General features: G+C 69.3%; 24 protein-coding genes and 1 pseudogene. 23 read left to right on the top strand and 2 right to left on the bottom strand.

Going from position 1 to position 21,545, the window contains the following annotated elements; all coding sequences use genetic code 11:
• A pseudogene (locus A5681_RS27015) lies at positions 1-136 on the bottom strand (HoxN/HupN/NixA family nickel/cobalt transporter); the annotation flags it as partial.
• On the opposite strand from A5681_RS27015, the gene A5681_RS04850 reads away from it, so the two are divergent.
• The 23 genes from A5681_RS04850 to A5681_RS04745 all read left to right on the top strand — a co-directional run bounded on the left by A5681_RS04850 (position 78) and on the right by A5681_RS04745 (position 20,692).
• On the top strand, positions 78-923 hold the full coding sequence (locus tag A5681_RS04850; RefSeq protein ID WP_156737847.1) for a HoxN/HupN/NixA family nickel/cobalt transporter: 846 nt from the start codon (positions 78-80) through the stop codon (positions 921-923). The pseudogene A5681_RS27015 and the gene A5681_RS04850 overlap by 59 nt on opposite strands.
• A 73-nt stretch (positions 924-996) precedes the next feature.
• The gene (locus tag A5681_RS04845; RefSeq protein WP_067269920.1) at positions 997-1,332 is read left to right on the top strand and encodes a hydrogenase maturation nickel metallochaperone HypA; all 336 of its coding nucleotides are present in this window, start codon (positions 997-999) and stop codon (positions 1,330-1,332) included.
• Positions 1,333-1,360: 28 nt separating this feature from the next.
• Entirely contained in the window at positions 1,361-2,131 is a 771-nt protein-coding gene (hypB, locus tag A5681_RS04840) for a hydrogenase nickel incorporation protein HypB (protein ID WP_067269918.1), read from the top strand.
• A 229-nt stretch (positions 2,132-2,360) separates the two neighbouring features.
• Complete coding sequence (locus A5681_RS04835; protein ID WP_067269916.1) at positions 2,361-3,416, top strand: hydrogenase expression protein HypE; 1,056 nt, start codon at positions 2,361-2,363, stop codon at positions 3,414-3,416.
• Between the two features lie 72 nt (positions 3,417-3,488).
• Positions 3,489-5,288 carry a nickel-dependent hydrogenase large subunit gene (locus A5681_RS04830; protein WP_067269914.1) on the top strand — a complete coding sequence of 600 codons (1,800 nt, stop codon included), beginning with the start codon at positions 3,489-3,491 and terminating at the stop codon, positions 5,286-5,288.
• Positions 5,289-6,209 carry a NifU family protein gene (locus A5681_RS04825; protein ID WP_067269912.1) on the top strand — a complete coding sequence of 307 codons (921 nt, stop codon included), beginning with the start codon at positions 5,289-5,291 and terminating at the stop codon, positions 6,207-6,209.
• Complete coding sequence (locus A5681_RS04820; RefSeq protein ID WP_067269910.1) at positions 6,206-6,844, top strand: DUF5947 family protein; 639 nt, start codon at positions 6,206-6,208, stop codon at positions 6,842-6,844. The genes A5681_RS04825 and A5681_RS04820 overlap by 4 nt, the downstream gene beginning before the upstream one ends.
• The gene (locus A5681_RS04815) at positions 6,841-7,479 is read left to right on the top strand and encodes a DUF6084 family protein (RefSeq protein ID WP_067269937.1); all 639 of its coding nucleotides are present in this window, start codon (positions 6,841-6,843) and stop codon (positions 7,477-7,479) included. The genes A5681_RS04820 and A5681_RS04815 overlap by 4 nt, the downstream gene beginning before the upstream one ends.
• A complete protein-coding gene (locus A5681_RS04810; RefSeq protein ID WP_067269907.1) occupies positions 7,476-8,801 on the top strand; it encodes a hypothetical protein in 1,326 nt (441 codons plus the stop codon). Before A5681_RS04815 ends, A5681_RS04810 begins: the two co-directional genes overlap by 4 nt.
• 12 nt (positions 8,802-8,813) lie before the next feature.
• Positions 8,814-8,933, top strand: coding sequence for a DUF6893 family small protein (locus A5681_RS28125; protein ID WP_419866291.1), 120 nt, complete (start codon positions 8,814-8,816; stop codon positions 8,931-8,933).
• Positions 8,934-8,945: 12 nt separating this feature from the next.
• Positions 8,946-9,443: a hydrogenase maturation protease gene (locus tag A5681_RS04805; RefSeq protein WP_067269905.1), complete on the top strand. Its 498-nt coding sequence runs from the start codon at positions 8,946-8,948 to the stop codon at positions 9,441-9,443.
• 3 nt (positions 9,444-9,446) lie between these two features.
• Positions 9,447-9,713 (top strand): HypC/HybG/HupF family hydrogenase formation chaperone, encoded by a 267-nt coding sequence (locus A5681_RS04800; RefSeq protein ID WP_067269903.1) that lies wholly within the window; start codon positions 9,447-9,449, stop codon positions 9,711-9,713.
• A gap of 1 nt (position 9,714) precedes the next feature.
• Entirely contained in the window at positions 9,715-12,048 is a 2,334-nt protein-coding gene (gene hypF / locus A5681_RS04795; protein WP_067269901.1) for a carbamoyltransferase HypF, read from the top strand.
• Between the two features lie 3 nt (positions 12,049-12,051).
• Positions 12,052-12,768: a HypC/HybG/HupF family hydrogenase formation chaperone gene (locus A5681_RS04790; protein WP_067269899.1), complete on the top strand. Its 717-nt coding sequence runs from the start codon at positions 12,052-12,054 to the stop codon at positions 12,766-12,768.
• Positions 12,765-13,442 carry a D-sedoheptulose-7-phosphate isomerase gene (locus A5681_RS04785; protein ID WP_067269897.1) on the top strand — a complete coding sequence of 226 codons (678 nt, stop codon included), beginning with the start codon at positions 12,765-12,767 and terminating at the stop codon, positions 13,440-13,442. Before A5681_RS04790 ends, A5681_RS04785 begins: the two co-directional genes overlap by 4 nt.
• Entirely contained in the window at positions 13,439-14,551 is a 1,113-nt protein-coding gene (hypE, locus tag A5681_RS04780) for a hydrogenase expression/formation protein HypE (RefSeq protein ID WP_082968195.1), read from the top strand. Before A5681_RS04785 ends, hypE begins: the two co-directional genes overlap by 4 nt.
• 15 nt (positions 14,552-14,566) lie before the next feature.
• Positions 14,567-14,839: a HypC/HybG/HupF family hydrogenase formation chaperone gene (locus A5681_RS04775; protein WP_067269895.1), complete on the top strand. Its 273-nt coding sequence runs from the start codon at positions 14,567-14,569 to the stop codon at positions 14,837-14,839.
• A gap of 63 nt (positions 14,840-14,902) precedes the next feature.
• Positions 14,903-16,033 (top strand): hydrogenase formation protein HypD, encoded by a 1,131-nt coding sequence (hypD, locus tag A5681_RS04770; protein ID WP_067269893.1) that lies wholly within the window; start codon positions 14,903-14,905, stop codon positions 16,031-16,033.
• Positions 16,030-16,779 (top strand): DUF6390 family protein, encoded by a 750-nt coding sequence (locus A5681_RS04765; RefSeq protein WP_269454941.1) that lies wholly within the window; start codon positions 16,030-16,032, stop codon positions 16,777-16,779. The genes hypD and A5681_RS04765 overlap by 4 nt, the downstream gene beginning before the upstream one ends.
• Positions 16,780-16,847: 68 nt before the next feature.
• Positions 16,848-17,987 carry an alkaline phosphatase family protein gene (locus A5681_RS04760; protein ID WP_067269891.1) on the top strand — a complete coding sequence of 380 codons (1,140 nt, stop codon included), beginning with the start codon at positions 16,848-16,850 and terminating at the stop codon, positions 17,985-17,987.
• Between the two features lie 170 nt (positions 17,988-18,157).
• Positions 18,158-18,544, top strand: coding sequence for a hypothetical protein (locus A5681_RS04755; protein WP_082968194.1), 387 nt, complete (start codon positions 18,158-18,160; stop codon positions 18,542-18,544).
• A 221-nt stretch (positions 18,545-18,765) separates the two neighbouring features.
• Entirely contained in the window at positions 18,766-19,092 is a 327-nt protein-coding gene (locus A5681_RS04750) for a PPE domain-containing protein (protein ID WP_067269887.1), read from the top strand.
• A gap of 709 nt (positions 19,093-19,801) precedes the next feature.
• Complete coding sequence (locus tag A5681_RS04745) at positions 19,802-20,692, top strand: PPE family protein (RefSeq protein ID WP_067269884.1); 891 nt, start codon at positions 19,802-19,804, stop codon at positions 20,690-20,692.
• Here the strand turns inward: A5681_RS04745 and A5681_RS04740 are convergent.
• On the bottom strand, positions 20,689-21,477 hold the full coding sequence (locus A5681_RS04740; protein ID WP_231996212.1) for a gamma-glutamyl-gamma-aminobutyrate hydrolase family protein: 789 nt from the start codon (positions 21,475-21,477) through the stop codon (positions 20,689-20,691). The two genes, A5681_RS04745 and A5681_RS04740, sit on opposite strands and share 4 nt — an antisense overlap.
• Positions 21,478-21,545: the final 68 nt, after the last annotated feature.

The raw sequence follows: 21,545 nt of genomic DNA, 5'->3' as shown, positions 1-21,545 counted from the left end.
GCGACGAGTCGTCGCGGACCGGCCCGACGATGGTCTTCACCCCGGACGCCAGCAGGACCGCCAGCGCGAACACCACCGTGGAATGGCCGAGCGAGAAGAAGAATCCGACCGCGAGCGGGCGCTGCCCGTCGTTCATCAGCTTGCGGGTGGTGTTCGCGCTGGCGGTCCTGCTGGCGTCCGGGGTGAAGACCATCGTCGGGCCGGTCCGCGACGACTCGTCGGCGCTGCACCATTACACGGGGCTGATCGGCACCGGCGTCTCCGGCGTGTTTCTCTATGCGATCGCCCTACTCAACGTCGTGGTGCTGGTGGGCATCCTGCGGGTGTTCGCCCGGCTGCGCCGCGGCGACTACGACCACGAAATCGACGGAGCCGAACTCGAACGGCAGCTGGACAACCGGGGCCTGATGAACCGATTCCTCGGTCGGTTCACCAAATCGATCACCAAGTCGTGGCACTCCTACCCCGTCGGGGTGCTGTTCGGTCTCGGCTTCGACACGGCGACCGAGATCGCGCTGCTGGTCCTGGCCGGCACCAGCGCCGCCGCGGGACTGCCGTGGTACGCCATCCTGTGCCTGCCCGTGCTGTTCACCGCAGGCATGTGCCTGCTGGACACCGTCGACGGCTCGTTCATGAACTTCGCGTACGGCTGGGCCTTTTCCAACCCGGTCCGCAAGATTTACTACAACATCACCATCACCGCTCTGTCGGTCGTGGTCGCGCTGCTGATCGGCAGCGTCGAACTCCTCACGCTGTTCGCCGAACAGTTCGGCTGGCGGGGCGCGTTCTGGAACTGGATCGGCGGGTTGGACCTCAACACCGTCGGCTATTTCGTGGTGGGCGCGTTCGCCATCACCTGGGCGGCGGCCGTGCTGGTCTGGCGCTACGGCCGGCTGGAACAGAAGTGGACGTCCTCGCCCTGACCCAGCTGCGCACCCGGGGCGTTCGGGTGTAGAACAGTGCTCATGAGCCTGCGGCGGACGCCGGTGGTCGGCGGTGCATGAGCTGTCGCTCTGTGAAGCGATCGCCGATGTGGCCAAGACCCATGCCGACGGTCGGCACGTCGACGTGGTACGTGTGCGGATCGGGGCGCTGCGCCAGGTGGTGCCCGAATCCCTCTCGTTCTGCTGGACGCTGGTCCGCGACGCCGAGAACATGCCGGAGGCCGAGCTGGAACTCGAGTGCGTCGACGCCGAGGTGAGCTGCCGCGCCTGCGGCCGGCGATCGGAGATCACGTCGGCCTGGTCGATCTGGTGCCCGCGGTGCGACAGTTCGGACGTCGAGGTGCTGCGCGGCAACGAATTCTTGGTGACGTCGCTGGACGTCTCATGAAAAGCGCCTTTTCCGAACGGATTTGACCATGGGCAGATTTCATCGGCATGACGACGGAACGGTGCACACCCACGAGCACGACAATCCGGATCACCAGCACGGCGACCACGGCCGATACCGGACCGGCAAGCAGCGGGTCGACGTGCTGGAGGCGATCTTCGCCGAAAACGACCTCCTTGCCGATGCCAACCGGGCGGCGTTCGAGGGCAACGGCGTGCGCACGCTGAACCTGATGAGCTCGCCCGGATCGGGCAAGACGACCATCCTGCAGGCCACGCTCGACGAGCTCGCCGGTGAGCTTGCCATCGGGGTGATCGAAGGCGACATCGCCACCGACCTCGACGCGGCCAAGCTTCGCGGGCGCGGTGCCCAGATCTCTCTGCTCAACACCAGCAATGGTTTTGGCGGCGAATGCCATCTCGACGCACCGATGGTGAACCGCGCCCTGCCCGGGCTCGACCTTCCCGCGCTGGACCTGGTGATCATCGAGAACGTCGGCAACCTGGTCTGTCCGGCGGAGTTCGACGTCGGTGAGCACGCCAAGGCCATGGTGTACTCGGTGACCGAGGGCGAGGACAAGCCGATGAAGTATCCGGTGATGTTCCGTTCCGTGGATGTGGTGCTGCTCAACAAGATTGACCTGGTTCCATACCTCGACGTGGACGTCGACGAGTACATCGCTCACGTGCGCAAGGTCAATGCGACGGCGACGATCCTGCCGGTCAGCGCGCGTACCGGAGCCGGGATGGCCGCGTGGTTCGGCTGGCTGCGGCGATTCGCCGCGGAGCCCTCGGCCTGACCGCGTGTTCTGCAAGCAATTTGCATGATGGTGGGGTCCCGCCGCCCCGGCCGGCACCGCCCGAACCGCGGGGCGAAATATATGCAACGGTTGTCTAACTAGTTGGTGCCGCAGAACCGTTGACACGCTCGGCGGTGAGGAGTAGACCCAAAAATTAGCGCTGCGCAAGTGGGCCGACGGTCGACTCCGGCGGCGCAGGGGTCTCAGCCCGGCCCCGGAAAGCTGCAGCATGCCAACAGAAGCAGCAGTCAAAGCAGAAGAAACGTTGATCCACGTTCTCTGGATTAATGCGGGGCTCAGTTGTGACGGCGATTCGGTGGCGTTGACTGCCGCCACCCAACCGACGGTCGAGGAGATCGCCCTGGGGGCTCTTCCGGGGCTTCCGAAGATCGCCGTGCACTGGCCCCTAATCGATTTCGAATGCGGCCCCAATGGCGGGGCGGACGACTTCCTGTCGTGGTTCTTCAAGGCCGACCGCGGTGAGCTGGAACCCTTCGTGCTCGTCGTCGAGGGATCCATCCCCAACGAGAAGCTCAAGGACGAGGGCTACTGGTGCGGCTTCGGCAACGACCCCGCCACCGGCCAGCCGATGACCACCAGCGAATGGCTCGACCGGCTGGCGCCCAAGGCGACCGCGATCGTCGCGGTCGGGACGTGCGCCACCTACGGCGGCATCCACGCCATGGCCGGCAATCCGACCGGGGCGATGGGCGTGCCCGACTATCTCGGATGGGATTGGAAGAGCAAGGCCGGCATCCCGATCGTCTGCGTGCCCGGTTGCCCGATCCATCCCGACAACCTGTCCGAGACGCTGACCTACCTGCTCTACATGGCGACCGGTCAGGCGCCGATGATCCCGCTCGACGACGCGCTGCGCCCCAAATGGTTGTTCGGCAACACCGTCCACGAGGGTTGCGACCGGGCCGGATACTACGAGCAGGGTGATTTCGCCACCGAATACGGATCGCCGAAATGCATTGTCAAACTGGGCTGTTGGGGCCCGGTTGTCAAGTGCAACGTCCCCAAACGCGGATGGATCAACGGTGTCGGCGGCTGCCCCAACGTGGGTGGCATCTGCATCGGATGCACCATGCCGGGCTTCCCCGACAAGTTCATGCCCTTCATGGACGAACCGCCGGGCGGCAAGTTATCGAGCACCGCATCGGGACTGTACGGCACCGTGATTCGCAATCTGAGGGGTATCACGGGACGCACCGTCGATAAGGAGCCGCGCTGGCGCCACAACGGCGATCAACTAACCACCGGAGCGCGCCGCACCTGGTAGCCCACCTCGGCTACCGGGTCGGCGCGCTTCGTTCTCATCACTGAAGCCCTCGGGGCGGAGAGCGGTACTGCAATGGCAACCATCACCCCTGAACCCATGCACGCCAAGCGGGAACCCGGCCAACTCGTCGACATGGCCTGGGATCCCATCACCAGAATCGTTGGCAGCCTGGGTATCTACACCAAGATCGACTTCGAGAACCGACAGGTCGTCGAGTGCCACAGCACCTCGTCGATCTTCCGCGGTTACTCGATCTTCATGAAGGGCAAGGATCCTCGCGACGCGCACTTCATCACCAGCCGCATCTGTGGCATCTGCGGCGACAACCACGCCACCTGCTCGTGCTACGCGCAGAACATGGCCTACGGGGTGAAGCCGCCGCACTTGGGCGAGTGGATCGTCAATCTGGGCGAGGCCGCGGAATACATGTTCGACCACAACATCTTCCAGGAGAATCTGGTCGGCGTCGACTTCTGCGAGAAGATGGTCTCCGAGACCAATCCGAGCGTGCTGGCCCTGGCGGAGAAGACACCCGCGCCGCAGGCGGGCGCGCACGGGTACCGGACGATCGCCGACATCATGCGCTCGCTCAACCCGTTCACCGGCGAGTTCTACCGCGAGGCGCTGGCGGTCAGCCGCTGGACGCGAGAGATGTTCTGCCTCATGGAGGGTCGCCACGTGCACCCGTCCACGCTGTACCCCGGCGGGGTCGGCACCGTCGCCACCATCCAGTTGATGACCGACTACATGACGCGGCTGATGCGGTACGTGGAGTTCATGAAGAAGGTCGTGCCCATGCACGATGACCTGTTCGACTTCTTCTACGAGGCGTTGCCCGGTTACGAGAACGTCGGGCTGCGCCGCACCCTGCTCGGGTGCTGGGGCTCGTTCCAGGACCCCGAGGTGTGCAACTTCGCGTACAAGGACATGGAGCGCTGGGGGAACGCGATGTTCGTGACCCCGGGCGTGGTCGTCGACGGCAAACTGGTCACCCACTCGCTGGTCGACATCAACCTGGGCATCCGAATCCTATTGGGCAGTTCGTATTACGACGACTGGACCGACCAGGAGATGTTCGTCAAGACCGATCCGCTGGGCAACGCGGTGGACCGGCGGCACCCCTGGAACCAGCACACCAACCCCCATCCGCAGAAGCGGGACATGGAGGGCGGCAAGTACAGCTGGGTGATGTCGCCGCGCTGGTTCGACGGCAAGGATCACTTGGCGCTGGACACCGGCGGCGGCCCGCTGGCCCGGTTGTGGGCGACGGCGCTGGCCGGGCTGGTCGACATCGGCTACGTCAAGGCGACCGGGAACAGCGTGAAGATCAACCTGCCGAAGACCGCGCTCAAGGGCCCGGTGGAGTTGGAGTGGAAGGTTCCCAAGTACGGCAGCAACACGATCGAACGCGACCGCGCGCGGACCTACTTCCAGGCCTACGCGGCCGCGTGCGGGCTGTACTTCGCCGAGAAGGCGCTCGAAGAGATCCGCGCCGGGCGCACCAAGACGTGGGAGCGCTTCGAGGTGCCCGACGAGGCCATCGGATGCGGGTTCACCGAGGCGGTCCGCGGTGTGCTCAGCCACCACCTGGTGATCCGGGACGGCAAGATCGCCAACTACCACCCGTACCCCCCCACCCCGTGGAACGCCAACCCCCGCGACAGCTTCGGCACGCCGGGCCCGTACGAGGACGCGGTGCAAGGCCAGCCGATCTTCGAGGAGAACGGCCGGGAGAATTTCAAGGGCATCGACGTGATGCGCACGGTGCGCAGCTTCGATCCGTGCCTGCCCTGCGGTGTGCACATGTATCTGGGTAAGGGCAAGACCCTCGACAGACTGCACACACCGACACAGTCACCCGCCGGGGAGTGAGTGAAGGTGGATCGCCCGGACACCCATGACGAAAACGAGGCGCGGTGGCGCACAGCGGGCGATCGGATCCAGACCCTCCTGGATTCCTGCGCGGCCAGTGGGCCGGCCGCACGGGAGCGCGCGACCGAGCTGGTCCGCGAGGTGGTCGGCCTCTACGGGGCCGGGCTGCAACGGATCATGGAGTGTCTTGCCGAGGCCGGGGACCCGGCCGCAGCCGAGCGGCTGGCCACCGACGACCTGGTGGCCAGCCTGCTCCTTGTGCACGGCCTGCACCCGCACGACGTGCGCCGCCGGGTGTCCGACGCGCTGGACCGCGTTCGGCCGTACCTGGGCTCGCACGGCGGGGACGTCGACCTGCTGGAGGTGACGGAAGAACCCGAAGGTGTTGGCGTGCACCTTGCTTTCAAGGGCAGCTGTAAGAGCTGTCCGTCGTCGGCGGTGACGCTGGAGCTGGCCGTCGAGGACGCCGTGCGCGCCGCGGCGCCCGAGGTCTTGTCGATCCAGGTGGTGACCGCCGATCCCGCTACCCCCGGCGTCATCCCGGCCGAATCGCTGCTGGCCCGCGTGCATTCCAACGGCTCCAGCGGCTGGCATCCGGCGCCCGAGCTGGCCGAGCTGACACCCGGGGAGGTGGCGGGCTACCGGTTCGACGCAACCACCGTGCTGGCGTGCCGGGTCGGCGACCAGACGTTCGCCTACCGGGACCATTGCCCCGTGTGCGACGCCACGCTGGCCGGTGCGAAACTGCATGGCGCACAACTGCGTTGCCCCCGCTGCGGCACGGACTTCGACGCCGTCCATGCGGGTGCGGGCGCCAACGGCGCGCACCTGGACCCGCTCCCGTTGTTGGATCGCGACGGCGTGCTGTCGGTGGCGCTGCCGGCCCATGAGCCGGCGCACGTGATGGGCGCGCCGGCATGACCACCCCGTACGAGGTCCTGGCCCGCATCCGCACCAACCGGGCGGCCCCCGAACCGGCCGGCGAGCGCTGCGAGATGTGCTCGGAATCAATCGCCGACGAACACCAGCACGTGGTCAACGTGGCGGACCGGCAGCTCATGTGCGTGTGCCGAGCCTGCTACCTGCTGTTCACCGACGCCCAGGCCGAACTGCGCTACCGCGCGGTGCCCGACCGGTACCTGTCCTTCCCGGACTTCGCGCTGGATCGCCGCGCGTGGGAGGCACTGCAGATCCCCGTGGGGGTGGCCTTCTTCTTCGCCAACTCCGCGCTGGGACGCACCGTCGCCTTCTACCCCGGCCCGGCAGGCGCTTGCGAATCCGAACTCGCGCTGGATCTTTGGGACACGCTCAGCGGCGCCGACGCGCGGGCAAGCCTGCTGGCCGACGACGTGGAGGCGCTGTTGGTGCGGGTCCCCGAAACCGGTCCGCCGCAAACCTATCTGGTGCCCATCGACGCCTGCTACGAATTCGTCGGGCGCCTGCGCATGCTGTGGCGTGGGTTCGACGGGGGGCAGGAGGCCCGCGCGTTCATCGACGGCTTCTTCGCCCACCTTCGGGACCGCGCGGTGGAAACGCCTTGGGGGACGCCGCCATGATGGACATCGACTTCACGGTCCTCGACGTCGCGCCCGAGCCGTACACCGTCAGCCCCGTGCTGACCGCCCGCATCGCGGTGGCCACCGGCGACGACCCGGTGCACGCGATCGCCCTGCGCTGCCAGGTCCGCATCGAACCGCTGCGACGGTCCTACTCCGACGACGAAGCCGCCGGGCTGGCCGACCTGTTCGGCCCGCGCGAACGCTGGGCCAGCACCCAACGCACCTTCTGTTGGCAGCACTGCACCGCGATGGTGCCGGGGTTCACCGGCACCACGACGGCCGCCCTGCCCCTGGATTGCACCTACGATTTCGAGGTCGCTGCCGCCAAATACCTGCACGCGCTGCGCGACGGCGCGCTGCCCCTCCAGTTCCTTTTCAGCGGAACGATTTTCGCCAAATCCGAGCGCGGCTTCTCCGTCCAGCAGGTCCCCTGGGACTGCGAATACCGCTACGACATGCCGGTCACCGTGTGGCGGCAGCTGATGGCCCAGCACTATCCGAATGCGGGCTGGCTGCGGCTGAGTCACGAAACGATCAGCGCGCTGGCCGCGTATAAGTCGGCGCACGGGCTGCTCGATCTCGACCACGCGATCACCGCACTGTTGGACGCGGACCGGGAGACGGCGCGGTGACCGAGGATCGGGACCGGGCCCGCGCCGTCGCCGACGCGGTCCTGTACGAGGGGTACCTGCTCTACCCCTACCGCGGGACGTCGACCAAGAACCAATCCCGCTGGCAATTCGGCGTTCTGGGACCGCCGGGGGCGGCGGACGCGGGCGTGGGCGAGGACGACAGCCTGGCGGCGCAGTTCCTGGTCGACGGCGCTGGGGAGCTGAACCTGGTGGTGCGGTTCCTGCAGCTGCAACACCGACGCGCGGAGCGGGAGGTCACCGACGGCGAATACCAAGCCGTCGACGAGCTGACGACCCCGAGCGGCTCCTGGCTGACCTGGGACGAGGCGGTCGAATGCGAAAGGCCCTTCGGCCCTGTCGCCCTGGACGGGAGGACGTGGACACTGTCGGTGACGGCGGACGCGGGCACCGACGTCGAAATGCTCGATGGCGGGCGCCTGGTGCGCCGACGACGGGAGGTACGTGGCGTGTTGACGGTCGCCAGCGAGGCGGACGGCGACCTGCGCCGGGTGTCCGTGCGGGTCCGCAACGTCGGCGCCGGCGCGCTGGACAAGAACGACGCGATCGCGCGGTCCATGATCGGCACCCACCTCATCGCCGAGCTCGAGCGCGGGCAGTTCGTTTCGCTACTCGAGCCGCCGCCCGCCGCGGCCGACGCGGTCGCCCGGTGCGCCCAGCACCGCTGCTTCCCGGTGCTGGCCGGCCCGCCCGGCGCGCACGACACACTGCTGATCTCGCCGATCATCCTCTACGACCACCCCGAGATCGCCGAACAGAGCGACACCGCGCTGTACGACTGCACCGAGATCGACGAGATCCTCACCCTGCGCGTGATGACCATGACGGACGAAGAGAAGGCGCAGGCCCGCGCCACCGACCCACGAGCGGCGCGGATCATCGACCAGTGCGACGCCATGTCCCCCGAGGCGATGGCGCGCCTGCACGGCGTGCTGCGCGACCCCCACGCGATATCCGGTCTGGTCCCGGAGATCCCGGAGGGGGTCGACTGGTGGGATCCGCTGGCCGACAACGCGGTCCGCCCCGAGATCGACGCGGTGCTGGTGAACGGGATCCGGGTGGCGCGCGGCAGCCAGGTCCGGTTGCGGCCGAGGCGCAACGCCGACGCGCAGGACATCTTCGTCGCCGGAAAGACGGCCCGCGTCACCTCGGTGCATGAGGACGTCGAGGGCAACAAGCACGTCGGCGTCGTCGTCGAGGACGACCCGGCCGCCGACCTGCATGACTGGTACGGCCGTTACCTGTACTTCTCCCCCGACGAAATCGAGCCTCTGGAAGCTCAACGCAGCCCGGCAAACTCGTGAAAGGAGTTCGAGATGGAAATCCTGGGTTGGATATTCGTCGCGATCATCGCATTGGTGCTCGCGGTCGGATTGGTGCTGGGGGTGGTATCCCTGCCCGATGCCCGCCGCTACCTCAAGCTGAGGCGGATGTAGCCGGCACCGGAGATGACAGCGCGCATCCTGGTAGCCGGCATCGGCAACATCTTCCTCGGCGACGACGGATTCGGATCCGAAGTGATCCGCGCCGCCGAGATATCCCGCGACGATCCCAGCGTCCGCGTCACCGACTACGGCATCAGCGGCATGCACCTCGCCTATGACCTGCTCGAGGAATGGGACACGCTGGTCCTCGTCGACGCCGTGCCCAGCCGCGGCCAACCCGGCACGTTGCACGTCTTCCAGGCGGACCATGAATCCGATTCGCCCGCAGTGGGTTTCGACGGGCACAGCATGGATCCGGCCGCCGTGTTCGCCAGCCTGCGGGCGCTGGGCGGCAATCCCCCGTACACGGTGGTCGTCGGGTGCGAGGCGGGCAGCGTCGAGGAGGGCATCGGCCTCACGGAACCCGTGGCGAAGGCGGTCCCCCGCGCCGCGCGGGCCGTCGAGGAGATCGTCGCGGCGTTGCAGGCGCACTCGGTGGCAACCAGCCGGGAGGGCCGCTGAGCCATGTGTTTAGGGATCCCCGGCCAAGTGATCCGGATGCTGGACGGCTACGAAGGGCAGCTCGCGTTGGTCGATGTCACCGGCGAGCAGCGCAGGGTCAACGTCGGCATGCTGCCGGAAGAGACGTTCGCCCCCGGCGACTGGATAATCATCCACATGGGCTTCGCCGTCGAGAAGACCGACCGCGAGGGCGCCGAGCAGGCGATGGCCGGCCTCGAGCTGATGGGCAGGGGCCGTACGGATCCGTTCGACCTCCCGGAGGGCGGCTGAGATGACCCCGTCCCCCCTGCTGCTGCGGCACGACGACATTCGGCAGCGCTTCACCGTGACCGGTGTCGTGCAGGGGGTTGGCTTCCGGCCTTTCGTGCACCGCATCGCGACCGAGCTCGGCTTGTCCGGTTTCGTCGGCAACGATTCCGGCGCCGTCTTCCTCGAGGTGCAGGGCGAGCGGGCACGCCTGGCCGAATTCGGTCGGCGCCTGCGCGCGGAGGCGCCGCCGCTGGCCCGAATCAGCGACGTGACGGTCCGCGAGCTCGTCGCCGACGCCGGTGGTCGGTGCGGGTTCCGGATAGTGGCCAGCCGGGCCGAGCCCGGCGGGACGACACCGATTCCACCCGACATCGCGGTGTGCGACGACTGCGTCGCCGAGCTGTTCGACCGGCGCGACCGGCGCTACCGGCACCCGTTCGTCACCTGCACCAACTGCGGGCCGCGATTCACCATCATCCGCGAGTTGCCCTACGACCGCCCGGCCACCACCATGGCGGGGTTCGCCATGTGTGAGCGCTGCACCGCCGAATACCACGACCCGGCGGATCGCCGGTTTCACGCGCAGCCCATCGCCTGCCCCGAATGCGGTCCGTCACTGTGGTTTTCGTCATCGGCCGGCCGCGTCGACGGGCCGGACGCCGCCCTGGCGGCCGCCCAACGCGCGCTGGCCGCGGGCGCCGTGGTGGCCATCAAGGGCGTCGGCGGCTACCACCTGGCCTGCGCCGCCGGCGACGACACGGCCGTCGCGGCGCTGCGCGCGCGAAAGGCCCGCGGCGCCAAGCCGTTTGCCATGCTGGTCCGCGACCTTGACGTCGCCCGGCGCTACGCGTGCATCGATGACACGGAGGCCGGCGTGCTCCTCGGCGCCGCCCGCCCGATCGTGTTGCTCAAGCGACGGCCGGACGCCCCGGTCGCCGACGGCGTCGCGCCCGGCAGCCCACTGCTCGGCCTGATGCTGCCGTACTCCCCGCTGCATCACCTGCTCCTGGCGCCCGTGCCGGGCGCCGCCGCGCCGGCGCCCGACGCGCTGGTGCTCACCAGCGCCAACCGCTCCGACGAACCCATCTGCTTCACCGATGACGATGCCACACAACGCCTTCCAGCGCTCTGTGATGCGATCTTGGACCACGACCGCCCGATCCATGTCCCGTGCGACGACTCGGTGGTCCGCGTGGTCGACGGTCACGAACTGCCGATCCGCCGCTCCCGTGGCTACGCGCCGCTCCCGGTCGACCTCAACGTCTCGGGGCCGGCTGTGCTGGCCGTCGGCGGGGAATTGAAGAACACGTTCTGCCTCACCGACGGCCCGCGGGCGTACCTGTCCGGGCACATCGGCGACATGGGCACCTGGGAGACGCTGCGCGCCTTCGAGCGCGCCGTGCGCCAGCTCAGCGGAATTCGCGGCGAACCGGCGCGGCTGGCCGCCGATCTACATCCCGGATACCACACCCGCAGCTGGGCGGAGCGCCGCGCCGACGGTCGGCCGCTGGACCTCGTCCAGCACCACCACGCGCACGTGGTGTCGCTGCTGGCCGAGCACGGACGCCTCGGCGAACCCGTCATCGGCGTCTCCTTCGACGGCACCGGTTACGGATGCGACCAGACCATCTGGGGCGGCGAGATCCTGCGTCTCGGCACCGACAGCCACCGATTCGTCCGGGCCGGCCACCTGCTGCCGGTGCCATTGCCCGGCGGTGACGCCGCGGTGCGCAACCCGTGGCGGATGGCGCTGTCCCAGTTGTGGTACGCCGGCATCGCCTGGACCCCCGACCTGGCCCCCGTCGCCGCCGCCACCCGGGACGAATTACTAGTCACCCGTTCGCAATTGGAGTCGGGGACCGGATGCGTGCCCTGCTCGAGCATGGGCCGCCTCTTCGACGCGGTCGCCTCCCTGCTCGGCGTGCGGCACCGCATCGACTACGAAGGCCAGGCCGCCGTCGAGCTGGAGGCGCTGGCCGAATCGGCGCAGGGGCGGTCCGGGCCGTCGCTGCCGCTCATGGTGCGCGCCGACGGGGTGATCGACCCCGCCCCCATGGTGCAGACGCTGGTGTCGGCGCTGCACGCCGGCACCCGGCCCGCCGTGCTCGCCGCGGCGTTTCACCAGGCCGTCGCGATCGCCGTCGCCAAGGCGGTCGGTCAGCTGGCCGGCACCATCCGGCTGGTGGGCCTCACCGGCGGGGTGTTCCAGAACGTGTTGTTACTGAAGGCATGTCGACAGCGATTGCAGCTGGCCGGGTTCGAGGTGCTGACCCATCACACCGTTCCGCCGAACGACGGCGGACTCGCTTTGGGTCAGGCCGCGATCGCCGTGCTCACCGGGCAGGAGAAGGGCTGAGTCATGACCACCACAGCCATCGACCGCGGGCTTGGCGCCGAATTGGCCGAAGACCTCGCCGCCAGCGCGTTCACCCTCGCCAAGCGCTTCGCCGCCGGCGCCACCATGTGGTCCATCGCGCCGTCGTGGGAACCACACGCGCTGCACATCGCGGTCGAATTCGTCCACCCGGTCATCATGGGCAAACGGGCGCTACCCGCGGTGGCGCTGACCGGACCCGACCTGGTGGATCTGGTGCGGGTCTCGGTGCGCCCCGGCGACATCGTGATCGCGGTTTCCGGTGCCGAGGAGGCACAGGTCCGCTCGGTGATGCGGCGCGCGCCCGCGTGGGGTGCCACCACGATCTGGATCGGTAGCGGCGAACGACCCGCGGCGGGGATGGCCGACCATGTGCTGTGGCTCGACGACCCCGATCCACGCGTGCCCGCCACCGGCGGTTTCGTGCTGTTCTACCACCTCCTGTGGGAGCTGACCCACGTGTGCTTCGAGCACCCCGGCCTGCTCAAACCGGAGCCCCCCGAGTCGCTCTGCGTCACCTGCAGCGACGAGGGACGCCCCGGCGAGGCGGTGACGGCGTCGGCCGACGGGCACGCCGTGGTGCGCACCGCGCGGGGCGTGGAGACCGTGGTGACCACGCTGATCGAACCGGTCGCCGCCGGGGACCTGATGCTGGTGCACGCCGGCATGGCGATCGGCAGACTGGACGAGGAGGACCGATGAGCCGCGACGCCGACGAACCCACCAACTTCCTGTACCCCTTCATCGACGCGCGGGAAGACGATCCCGCCTCGCTGCTGGCCGACCTGGCCGCGTCGGCGCAGGCGAAGGCGGCCGAGAGCCTGGCGCTGCGACGCTCGACGCTGGACGCCAACGCCGCTCTGCTCGGTCAGGCCGCCGCCGAGGTGGCGCGCCGTTTCACGGCGGGCGGGCGCATGTTCACCTTCGGCAACGGCGGCAGCTGCACCGATTCCACCACGCTGGCAAGGCTGTTCGCGCGGCCGCCGGTCGGCAAACCGTTACCCGCGTGGCCGCTGACCACCGATCAGGCGATCCTGACCGCGCTGGGCAACGACGTAGGATTCGAGTTGGTGTTCGCCCGCCAGTTGATCGCCCGCGCGAGCGCCGGGGACATCGCGATCGCGATGTCCACCAGCGGCGGCTCGCCCAACCTGCTCGCCGCGCTGGCCGAGGCGCGTCGACGCGGCCTGTACACCATCGGGTTCGCCGGCTACGACGGCGGCGCGTTCGCGAACAACCCGAACGTGGACGCCTGCTTCGCGGTTCGTTCGCAGAGCGTGCACCGGATTCAGGAGTCACAGGCGCTGCTCGGCTACCAGCTGTGGCTGAACGTACATCAACATCTCCGCGGCGAGCGGGGTCGGGGGGCGGCATGAAAAACTCTGCTGGCGAATATCTTTCGTCGGGACCACGCTTCGCCGAGGGTGAGGTGATCGAGCGGATCGAATCGTTCCGCAGGCGCCGCCCCCGCTTGCTCGACGACCACGTGACGCTGGCGCACGGCGCCGGCGGCAAGGCCTCCGCGGCGCTGGTGGACGCCGTATTCATGGAGGCGTTCCGCAACCCGCTCCTGGAGTCGCTCGGGGACAGCGCGATCCTGACGCTGCCCGGCGGCGAGCGCCTGGCCATGTCCACGGACTCGTTCGTGGTGCAGCCCAGACGTTTTCCCGGCGGCTCCATCGGCGCGCTCGCGGTGCACGGCACCTGCAACGACCTCGCGATGGCCGGCGCCGTGCCGTCGTGGATCTCGGCGGCGTTCGTCCTCGAAGAGGGTTTCCCCATCAGCGAATTGAAGGAGATCGTCGCCGACATGGCGGCGGCGGCCGCCACCGCGGGGGTGCGGATCGTCACCGGTGACACGAAGGTGGTCCCCCGGGGCGCGGCCGACGGCGTGTTCGTCACCACCGCCGGAGCCGGTGTGATTCCGGCGGGGCGCGCGCTGTCGGCGGCGGCGGTGCGGCCCGGCGACAAGCTGCTGCTGTCGGGGTCGATGGGTGACCACGGCATGGCGGTCATGCTGGCGCGCGGCGACCTGGCCATCGAGGCCGACATCGCATCCGACACCGCGTCGGTGAGCCCCCTGGTGGAACTGTTGATGGCGGCCGCGCCGTCGACCCGGTGGATGCGCGACGCGACGCGGGGCGGGGTGGGCACCGTCTGCAACGAACTGGCCCAGGCCTGCGGCCTCGGCGTGTTGCTCGAAGAGGAGCGGCTTCCGGTGGCGCCCACGGTGAACGGCGCCTGCGAGTTGCTCGGCATCGACCCGCTCTACGTCGCCAACGAGGGCAAGTTCATCGCCGTCGTCGCGCCGGAGGAGGCGGAGGCCGGGCTGGCCGCCCTGCGGTCGCACCCGCTGGGAGCGAACGCGGCCGAGGTCGGAGAAATCGTCACCGAACCAGCCGAAAGCGTAGTGCTGCGAACCGGATTCGGCGGCACCCGGATCGTCGACATGCTCGTCGGCGATCCCCTGCCGAGGATCTGTTAAGGAAGGAAGGCGCGCATGTGTCTTGGAATTCCGGGCCGGATCGTCGAGATCACCGATCCAGCCAACCATCTGGCGAAGGTGGACGTCAGCGGTGTGCAGCGCACCATCAGCGTCCGGCTGCTGGAGGACGACATGCCCGAGCCCGACGACTGGGTCCTGGTCCACGTAGGGTTCGCGATGGCCAAGATCGACGAGACGGAGGCGCTGCTCACCCTGGCCGCCGTCAAGAAGCTCGGCGACGCCTACGACACCGAGATCCAAGCCTTCGACTCGTCGTCGATCATCTAGCCCGGCGCCGATGCGGTCCGGGAACGGACCGACGGGTTGGGCCATCACCTGAAGGGGACGCACATGAAATTCGTTGACGAGTTCCGTGATCCGGCCGCGGCGCGAAAGTTGCTGGGCGCCATAGGACGCTTGGCCGGCGACGACGGTGAGCAGTTCAAATTCATGGAGGTGTGCGGCGGGCACACACACACGATCTACCGGCACGGCATCGAACACCTGCTGCCCGAGAACGTCGAACTGGTGCACGGCCCGGGTTGTCCGGTGTGCGTGATCCCGATGGGCCGCATCGACGACGCGATGTGGCTGGCCGGGCAGCCCGACGTGATCTTCACCTGCTTCGGAGACATGATGCGCGTACCCGGCTCGAACGGCAGCCTGCTGGACGCCAAGGCGCGCGGCGCCGACGTGCGGTTCGTGTACTCGCCGCTGGACGCGCTGAAGATCGCGCTCGACAACCCCGACAAACATGTGGTGTTCTTCGCCATCGGGTTCGAGACCACCGCGCCGTCGACGGCCGTGACGCTGGTGCGGGCGCGTGACCTGGCGCTGAGAAATTTCAGCGTGTTCTGCAACCACGTGATGATCGTCCCGCCGATCAAGGCCATCCTGGAGTCACCGGACCTGCGGCTGTCCGGATTCATCGGCCCCGGACACGTGTCAACGGTGGTGGGCAACCGCCCCTACCGGTTCGTGCCCGAGGTGTACCGAAAGCCGTTGGTGGTGGCCGGTTTCGAGCCGCTGGACATTCTGGCCGCCGTCGCGATGCTGCTGACCCAGATCCGTGAGGGCCGCTGCGAGGTGGAGAACCAGTACACGCGCGTGGTGCCGGAAAGCGGCAACCCGGCCGCTTTGGCGTTGATGGGCAAGGTGTTTGCGCTGCGTCCCCACTTCGAGTGGCGCGGGCTGGGCTTCATCTCCCAAAGCGCGCTGCGGCTGCACGACGACTTCGCGGGGTTCGACGCCGAACTGCGATTCTCGATGCCCGGCGTTCGGGTCGCCGACCCCAAGGCGTGCCAGTGCGGCGAGGTGCTCAAGGGGGTGCTGAAGCCCTGGGAGTGCAAGGTTTTCGGGACCGCGTGCACCCCGGAGACCCCGATCGGCACCTGCATGGTGTCCCCCGAGGGAGCCTGCGCGGCCTACTACAACTTCGGCCGGATGCACCGTGACGCCGTCAAGCTGGTGGGGCGCGCTTGACCGGTGACACCAACGGCTCGCAGCGCGGCGTGGAGATGTTCGCCCGCTACGCGTACGCGCCCAACGCACTGGGCTACTGCGGTCCCCCGCTGGGAGCCACCCTGCGCGACGGTTCGCAGGACGAGGTGCGCCGGGCGGCGACCAAATTCTCCGGGGCCTGGCCGTACCTGCGGGTGCTGTCGGCCCTGACCGGGATCGCCGACCCACTGGACGATCGGCTCGTCGAGTCGTACTGGCTGGGCGGCGGCGTCGGGGCCGACCTGAACCCGCAACGCTTCTTCGACGCGTTGCTCGCGATCATCGGCCCGCAGGCGGGCCGCTACTGGTCACATCTGACGCCGGACCTCGCCCGCGAGGCCGCCGCCAATCACAGCTTCCACGTGTTCGGCGTGTACCCATGGACGCGGTTCCTGGGCCGCGGTATGGACGAACACCCGCTGACCGTCCTCGACAACTGCCGCATCACCTGGGGGACCGTGCTGCGCCGCGACCACGACCGGATCGAGGTGCGGTGCCGGCAACTGGTGCTCGACGGTGGAGCGCTCGTGCTGTCGGAACCGTCGCCGCGGTCGTTCGACGTCTGGACCGACGGGTACAGCGCGGTGCCCGACGTGGCCGCCGGCGACGAGGTCGCGTTGCACTGGGGGCGGCTCTGCGGCCGGCTCTCCCCGCGGCAGGTCCGTGCCCTCGCCGACGGAACCGATCGCCAGCTGCGCGTGACGAGCGAGCGACTGGCGCGCGTCTAGCGGCGATCGCGGGCACGGCCATGCCGGGTCGCCGACTTCACGGGCCGGCTCGTGCCAGACTTGCCCCCGTGCCTGGTTCCCTGTGCGACGTGCTGCCCGCCGCCGGCGCGCTGCTCGGCGCGCCGGACGCCGTCGACAAGTTGGGCCTGGCCGATTGGGTCGGCGCCGACCAGGTTGATCGCGTCGCGGTGGTGCTGGTCGACGGCCTGGGATGGCGCCTGCTCGGCGAGCTGGCCGGCAGCGCGCCGCTGCTCGCCGCCGTGGCCGCGGGCCAGGTGGGCCGCCTCACGGAGCTCACCTGCACGTTTCCGTCGACCACCCCGACCAGCCTGGTGTCGATGGGCACCGGGGCGCAGCCCGGCGAGCACGGGATCCTGGGCTTCACGCTCAACGTTCCCGGCTCGGATCGGGTGATCAACCACATCCTGTGGCGCGATGACCCACCGCACAGCGAGTGGCAGCCGCTACCGACCTGGTTCGGTCGGCTCAACCAGGCGGGAGTCAGCGCGCGGGCCGTCCTGCCGGCCGCGTTCATGGGTAGCGGGCTGACCGACGCGGCCTACCGGGGCGCCGAATTCCGCCCGGTCCAGCCGACGGACGACACCGCGCAGCGGGTCGCCGACGAGCTGCGTGCGGCGCCCGGACTGGTCTACGGCTACACCGCCGCCCTGGACACCGCGGCCCACGCGTTCGGCGTCGGGTCATCCCAATGGCACGACGCCGCGGCCCAGGTCGACGCGCTCCTGACCCGGCTGGTCGAGGCGCTGCCCCCGACCGCGGCGCTGCTGGTGACCGCCGACCACGGCGGCTTCAACGTTCCACCCGGCGCGCGCGTCGACCTCGACACCGACCCGCGACTGGGCGCGGGGATCCGCGTGGTCGCCGGTGAGCCGCGGGTGCGTTACCTGCACACCGAGCAGGGCGCGGCGGCGGATGTGCACGCCGCCTGGAGCGAAGTGCTCGACGGGCGGGCGTTGATCTACAGCCGCGAGGAAGCCGTGGCCACCGGGATGTTCGGGCCGGTCAGCCCCGCGCACCTGCGGCGAATCGGTGATATCGTCGCCGTCTGCACCGGCGACACCGCCGTGCTGGCAACGGGGCACGAGCCGGCGGAATCGGCCCGCCTCATAGGTTTTCACGGCGCGGGGACACCCGCCGAGATGGCGATCCCCCTCATCGCCTTGAGATCCCCTGCGGCCGAGCATTAGTCGCCGCCAGACCGTCCCGGTGACGCTGTCACAGCCGAAATTGCGCTACCTTTAAGCATTTTCAAAGGAGGCTCGCCGGGCTGCCCGCTCGCGCCCGCTGTTACGGTGGCAGCACTGTGACTTTCCGCGGAACAGGCAGATCTTCACATTCGCCACGACGCCACACGGCGGTGGCCGTATTTGCCGCACTGTCCCTTTTCGCCGCTGCCTTCGGGTTCTGGGCGTTGCAGGTCGGGACGCAGGCCGGGTCATCCCAGCACGGCGCGGTGCCGGCCGCCGCGACCGCGACGGCCCCATCCGGGGTTAGCTCGGCGCCCCAGCCCCACCCGGACTTCGGCTCCGCCCTCGACGACGACAAGGCCTTCAAGAGCGCGGGACTGAAGCGCGATCGGCCGACGACCTTTTCGCTGTCGGTGCCGCGATGGGCTTGGACGTTGTCGTCGTCCGCGTCGGCCACGGGAGCGCAACCGCCCATCGAGGCATGCTCGCCGCGCGCGCCCTCGGCGGTCCTTGCGGCTCAAGACATTTTGACCATTTTCTGCGTGTCCCGCCGCTGAGCGGCGCCGAGACCCACTAGTCATTTTCGGCCCCGGCGCGCCGTGCGCCGGCGAAAAGCCGACCGCGTTAGCCGGGCAGGCCCGAGCCGCCCGGCCTGCGCGGGTCACCTCCAGCACCGATGATGAATGTCGGTCGCCACCCAAACCAAGGAAGTCATGTTTGCCGCCCACCCCGTCACGCGCCCCGGTTGGGTGCCGACCCGCCCGAGGCGTAGATAGCCATGGATTACGGGACGCTACCCCCGCAGATCGACACCGCGCGAACGTTTTCGGGCCCCGGCCCCGGATCACTGTTGGCCGCCGCGGCCATCTGGCAACGGCTGGCGGACCGTCTCCGCGACACCGCGACCAAGTACCTCATCACCGCGGGGTTGCTGGACGGGGTGCGTGGACCCGGAGCCGTGCAGATGGGCGCCACGACGGCGCCCTACATAACGTGGCTGCGCGCCACCGCCGAGTTGGCCGAGCAAACCGCCGCCCGCGTCGCCGCGGCCGCCGACGCGTACGAGCGGGCGTTGGCCGCGACGAAGCCGGTGCGCCGCGATTGACCGATGGGCCAGTCGCCGATTTCACCCTGGAGCCGGCTAGCTCGGGCGATCGTGACACCCACACCGGACTTTGATCGTTTTCACAGCTCGCACGCCGTGGCCGCCAAGCCTCGTGTTGTAAATTCGGGCCACTGTGACAGTCGGAGGCGCCCCTAGAGATCGGCGATGGCGGTCAGCCATCGCGATCCTCGCGGCGCTCTGCGTGTTCTGCGCGATGACCGCGGGCTGGGCGTCGCGCGGGACCGCCGTCGCCGGCGTCGGCCCACCGCATCTCGCCGTGCAGGAAGCGACGCATGCCGGGATTGACCCGGCGCGGGCGCATTCGCGCGACGCGAGCTTTGCGGCACAACACTTTTCATCCGACTCCGCGCCGACGCATCACAGCACCACCAAGAATGCGTGGATGACACGGGATCGGCCGCCGACGTGGGCGCGCTCCTCACCACCGTCAATCGGGTCGCCGTTACCGTTCGCGGCGGCGGCGTTTCGGCCACCCCGCCCGCCGTCGCGCGCCCCGGGGGCCGTGGCACACCACCAAGATCTATTGACGCAACTCTGCGTCGCTCGCTGCTGAGGGTTCGACATCCCGCGGCAGCCGCCGTCGTTGCACTGCCGCAGTTGCAAGTAGGCCTGTAACCCCCGTGCCTACGTCCCAACAGAAGAGTCCGTGTTCCCGGGCTCAGAGCGCCGTCGTTAGGCAGAGATAGCTATGAATTTCACCACGCTCCCTCCCGAAATCGTTTCCGGCCAACTCCACGACGGCCCCGGCCCGGGGTCACTGACCGAAGCCGCGGCCGCCTGGGCCCGGCTGGCCACTCGGCTGCACACCGCGGTCGCGGATTACCGGGCGGTCACCTCGAAGCTGGTGGCCGGCTGGGAGGGGCCGGCACCCGCGCCGGACGGCGCGGCGCCCTATGTCGAGTGGCTCAGCGCCACGGCGATACGGGCCGAGCAGGCGGCCACCCAGGCCGCCGCGGCGGCGAGCGCGCACGAGGCGGCGTTGGCGGCGACGGTGCCGCCGCCGTCGATCGCCGCCAACCGCGTGCTGCTCGGGTCGCTGATCCTGGCGAACCCCTTGGGCCTGGCCGCTCCCGCGATCGCGGACACCGAGGCCGAGTACGAACGGATGTGGGCCCGGGGCGCCGCGGCCATGTACGCCTACGCCGAGGCGTCGGCGAACGCCGCGGCCCTCACCCCGTTCACCTTGCCGCCCGGCCGCCCGGCCCAAGGCACGTGGACGCTGGATTCGGCGCCGCAGGTCGTCGAGGCCGGCCGGCAATTGATCGCCGCCGCCCCCGGCGCGCTGCGGGCGTTGTCCTCGACTCCGCTGGCCACGTTCGACGTCTCCCTCGCGCCGGTGACCGGCCCGCTCTCGAAACTGAGCTCTCTGACGGCGCCGTCGGATGTCGCGATCGCCCAACTGAATTCGCTCAACAAGGCGGCGGCCCTGCAGTGCCTGCTGCCCAATCGCCGCGTGGCGCGAGCCGCGACGATCCCCGTGGCGGTCGGCCGCGCGACGTGCGTCGGAGGGTTATCGGTACCGCGAGCGTGGGCGGCCGCCGCGGCGCCGCTGGCCGTCTGCCCCGGGACGGTCGCTTAGCGGCGCTCGGCTCGCGCGCTCGCATAAGCGCGCGCGGCGTCCACGATCGCGGCGAAAAGGCGCATGTCGTCCAGGGACTGTTCCGGATGCCATTGCACCGCAAGGACAAAGCCGTCCCCGGGCAGCTCCAGCGCCTCGACCACGCCGTCGGAATCCCGGGCGCTGACGATGAGGCCCTCGCCGACTTTGTCGATCGCCTGATGGTGATAGCACTGCGCGGTGGTGGACTCCCCCAGCAGGGCGGCCAGCCGGCTGCCCGCAACGGTGCGCACCGGCAGCGTGGTGAACACGCCGTTGCCCGCCCGGTGCCCGTCGTGGCCGAGGACATCGGGTAGGTGCTGGTGCAGCGTGCCGCCGAGCGCCACGTTGAGCACCTGCGCGCCGCGACAGATGCCCAGCACCGGCAAACCCCGGTCCAGCGCGCCGCGTAACAACGCGAACTCCCAGGCGTCGCGGTCGGCGCGCGGTTGATCGGTGGTCGGATGCGGTTGCTGGCCATACCCGGCGGGGTCCAGGTCGTAGCCACCGGTGATCACCAGGGCGTGCAGGCCGTCCAGGACGGGAGCGACGGTCTGGGGATCCGCCGGTTGGGGTGGCAGCAACACCGCAGCCCCACCGGCAATGACGACGCCCTGGAAGTAGTCGGCGGGCAGGTAGCCCGCGGGCATGTCCCAGATCCCGGTCCGGATCCGCTCCAGGTAGCAGGTCAGGCCCACCACCGGGCGGCCAGGGGCGTTCACAACCGCGCGTCCTTTCCCGATCCTCGTCGAGCGACCGCTCAGCACAGGCGCCGCGGGCTCCGTTCGACACGGTACCGCCCAGGCGCGACCGGCGCCGCCCACAGCCGAGCGAT

The organism is Mycobacterium scrofulaceum (assembly GCF_001667885.1).
GTDB classification, from domain to species: Bacteria; Actinomycetota; Actinomycetes; order Mycobacteriales; family Mycobacteriaceae; genus Mycobacterium; species Mycobacterium scrofulaceum_C.
The sequence above is the reverse complement of the archived record's forward strand: the minus strand, read 5'-3'. Positions and strand labels throughout refer to the sequence as shown.

Bases quoted from the DNA above. Each gene is read 5' to 3' on its own strand.
- A5681_RS04830 (WP_067269914.1), top strand. From the start codon at position 3,489: ATGGCAACCATCACCCCTGAACCCATGCACGCCAAGCGGGAACCCGGC.
- A5681_RS04800 (WP_067269903.1), top strand. From the start codon at position 9,447: ATGTGTTTAGGGATCCCCGGCCAAGTGATCCGGATGCTGGACGGCTAC.
- A5681_RS04775 (WP_067269895.1), top strand. From the start codon at position 14,567: ATGTGTCTTGGAATTCCGGGCCGGATCGTCGAGATCACCGATCCAGCC.
- A5681_RS04750 (WP_067269887.1), top strand. From the start codon at position 18,766: ATGGATTACGGGACGCTACCCCCGCAGATCGACACCGCGCGAACGTTT.
- A5681_RS04835 (WP_067269916.1), top strand. From the start codon at position 2,361: ATGCCAACAGAAGCAGCAGTCAAAGCAGAAGAAACGTTGATCCACGTT.
- A5681_RS04790 (WP_067269899.1), top strand. From the start codon at position 12,052: ATGACCACCACAGCCATCGACCGCGGGCTTGGCGCCGAATTGGCCGAA.
- A5681_RS04745 (WP_067269884.1), top strand. From the start codon at position 19,802: ATGAATTTCACCACGCTCCCTCCCGAAATCGTTTCCGGCCAACTCCAC.
- hypE (WP_082968195.1), top strand. From the start codon at position 13,439: ATGAAAAACTCTGCTGGCGAATATCTTTCGTCGGGACCACGCTTCGCC.
- A5681_RS04785 (WP_067269897.1), top strand. From the start codon at position 12,765: ATGAGCCGCGACGCCGACGAACCCACCAACTTCCTGTACCCCTTCATC.
- hypF (WP_067269901.1), top strand. From the start codon at position 9,715: ATGACCCCGTCCCCCCTGCTGCTGCGGCACGACGACATTCGGCAGCGC.
- A5681_RS04815 (WP_067269937.1), top strand. From the start codon at position 6,841: ATGATGGACATCGACTTCACGGTCCTCGACGTCGCGCCCGAGCCGTAC.
- hypD (WP_067269893.1), top strand. From the start codon at position 14,903: ATGAAATTCGTTGACGAGTTCCGTGATCCGGCCGCGGCGCGAAAGTTG.
- A5681_RS28125 (WP_419866291.1), top strand. From the start codon at position 8,814: ATGGAAATCCTGGGTTGGATATTCGTCGCGATCATCGCATTGGTGCTC.
- A5681_RS04820 (WP_067269910.1), top strand. From the start codon at position 6,206: ATGACCACCCCGTACGAGGTCCTGGCCCGCATCCGCACCAACCGGGCG.
- hypB (WP_067269918.1), top strand. From the start codon at position 1,361: ATGGGCAGATTTCATCGGCATGACGACGGAACGGTGCACACCCACGAG.
- A5681_RS04805 (WP_067269905.1), top strand. From the start codon at position 8,946: ATGACAGCGCGCATCCTGGTAGCCGGCATCGGCAACATCTTCCTCGGC.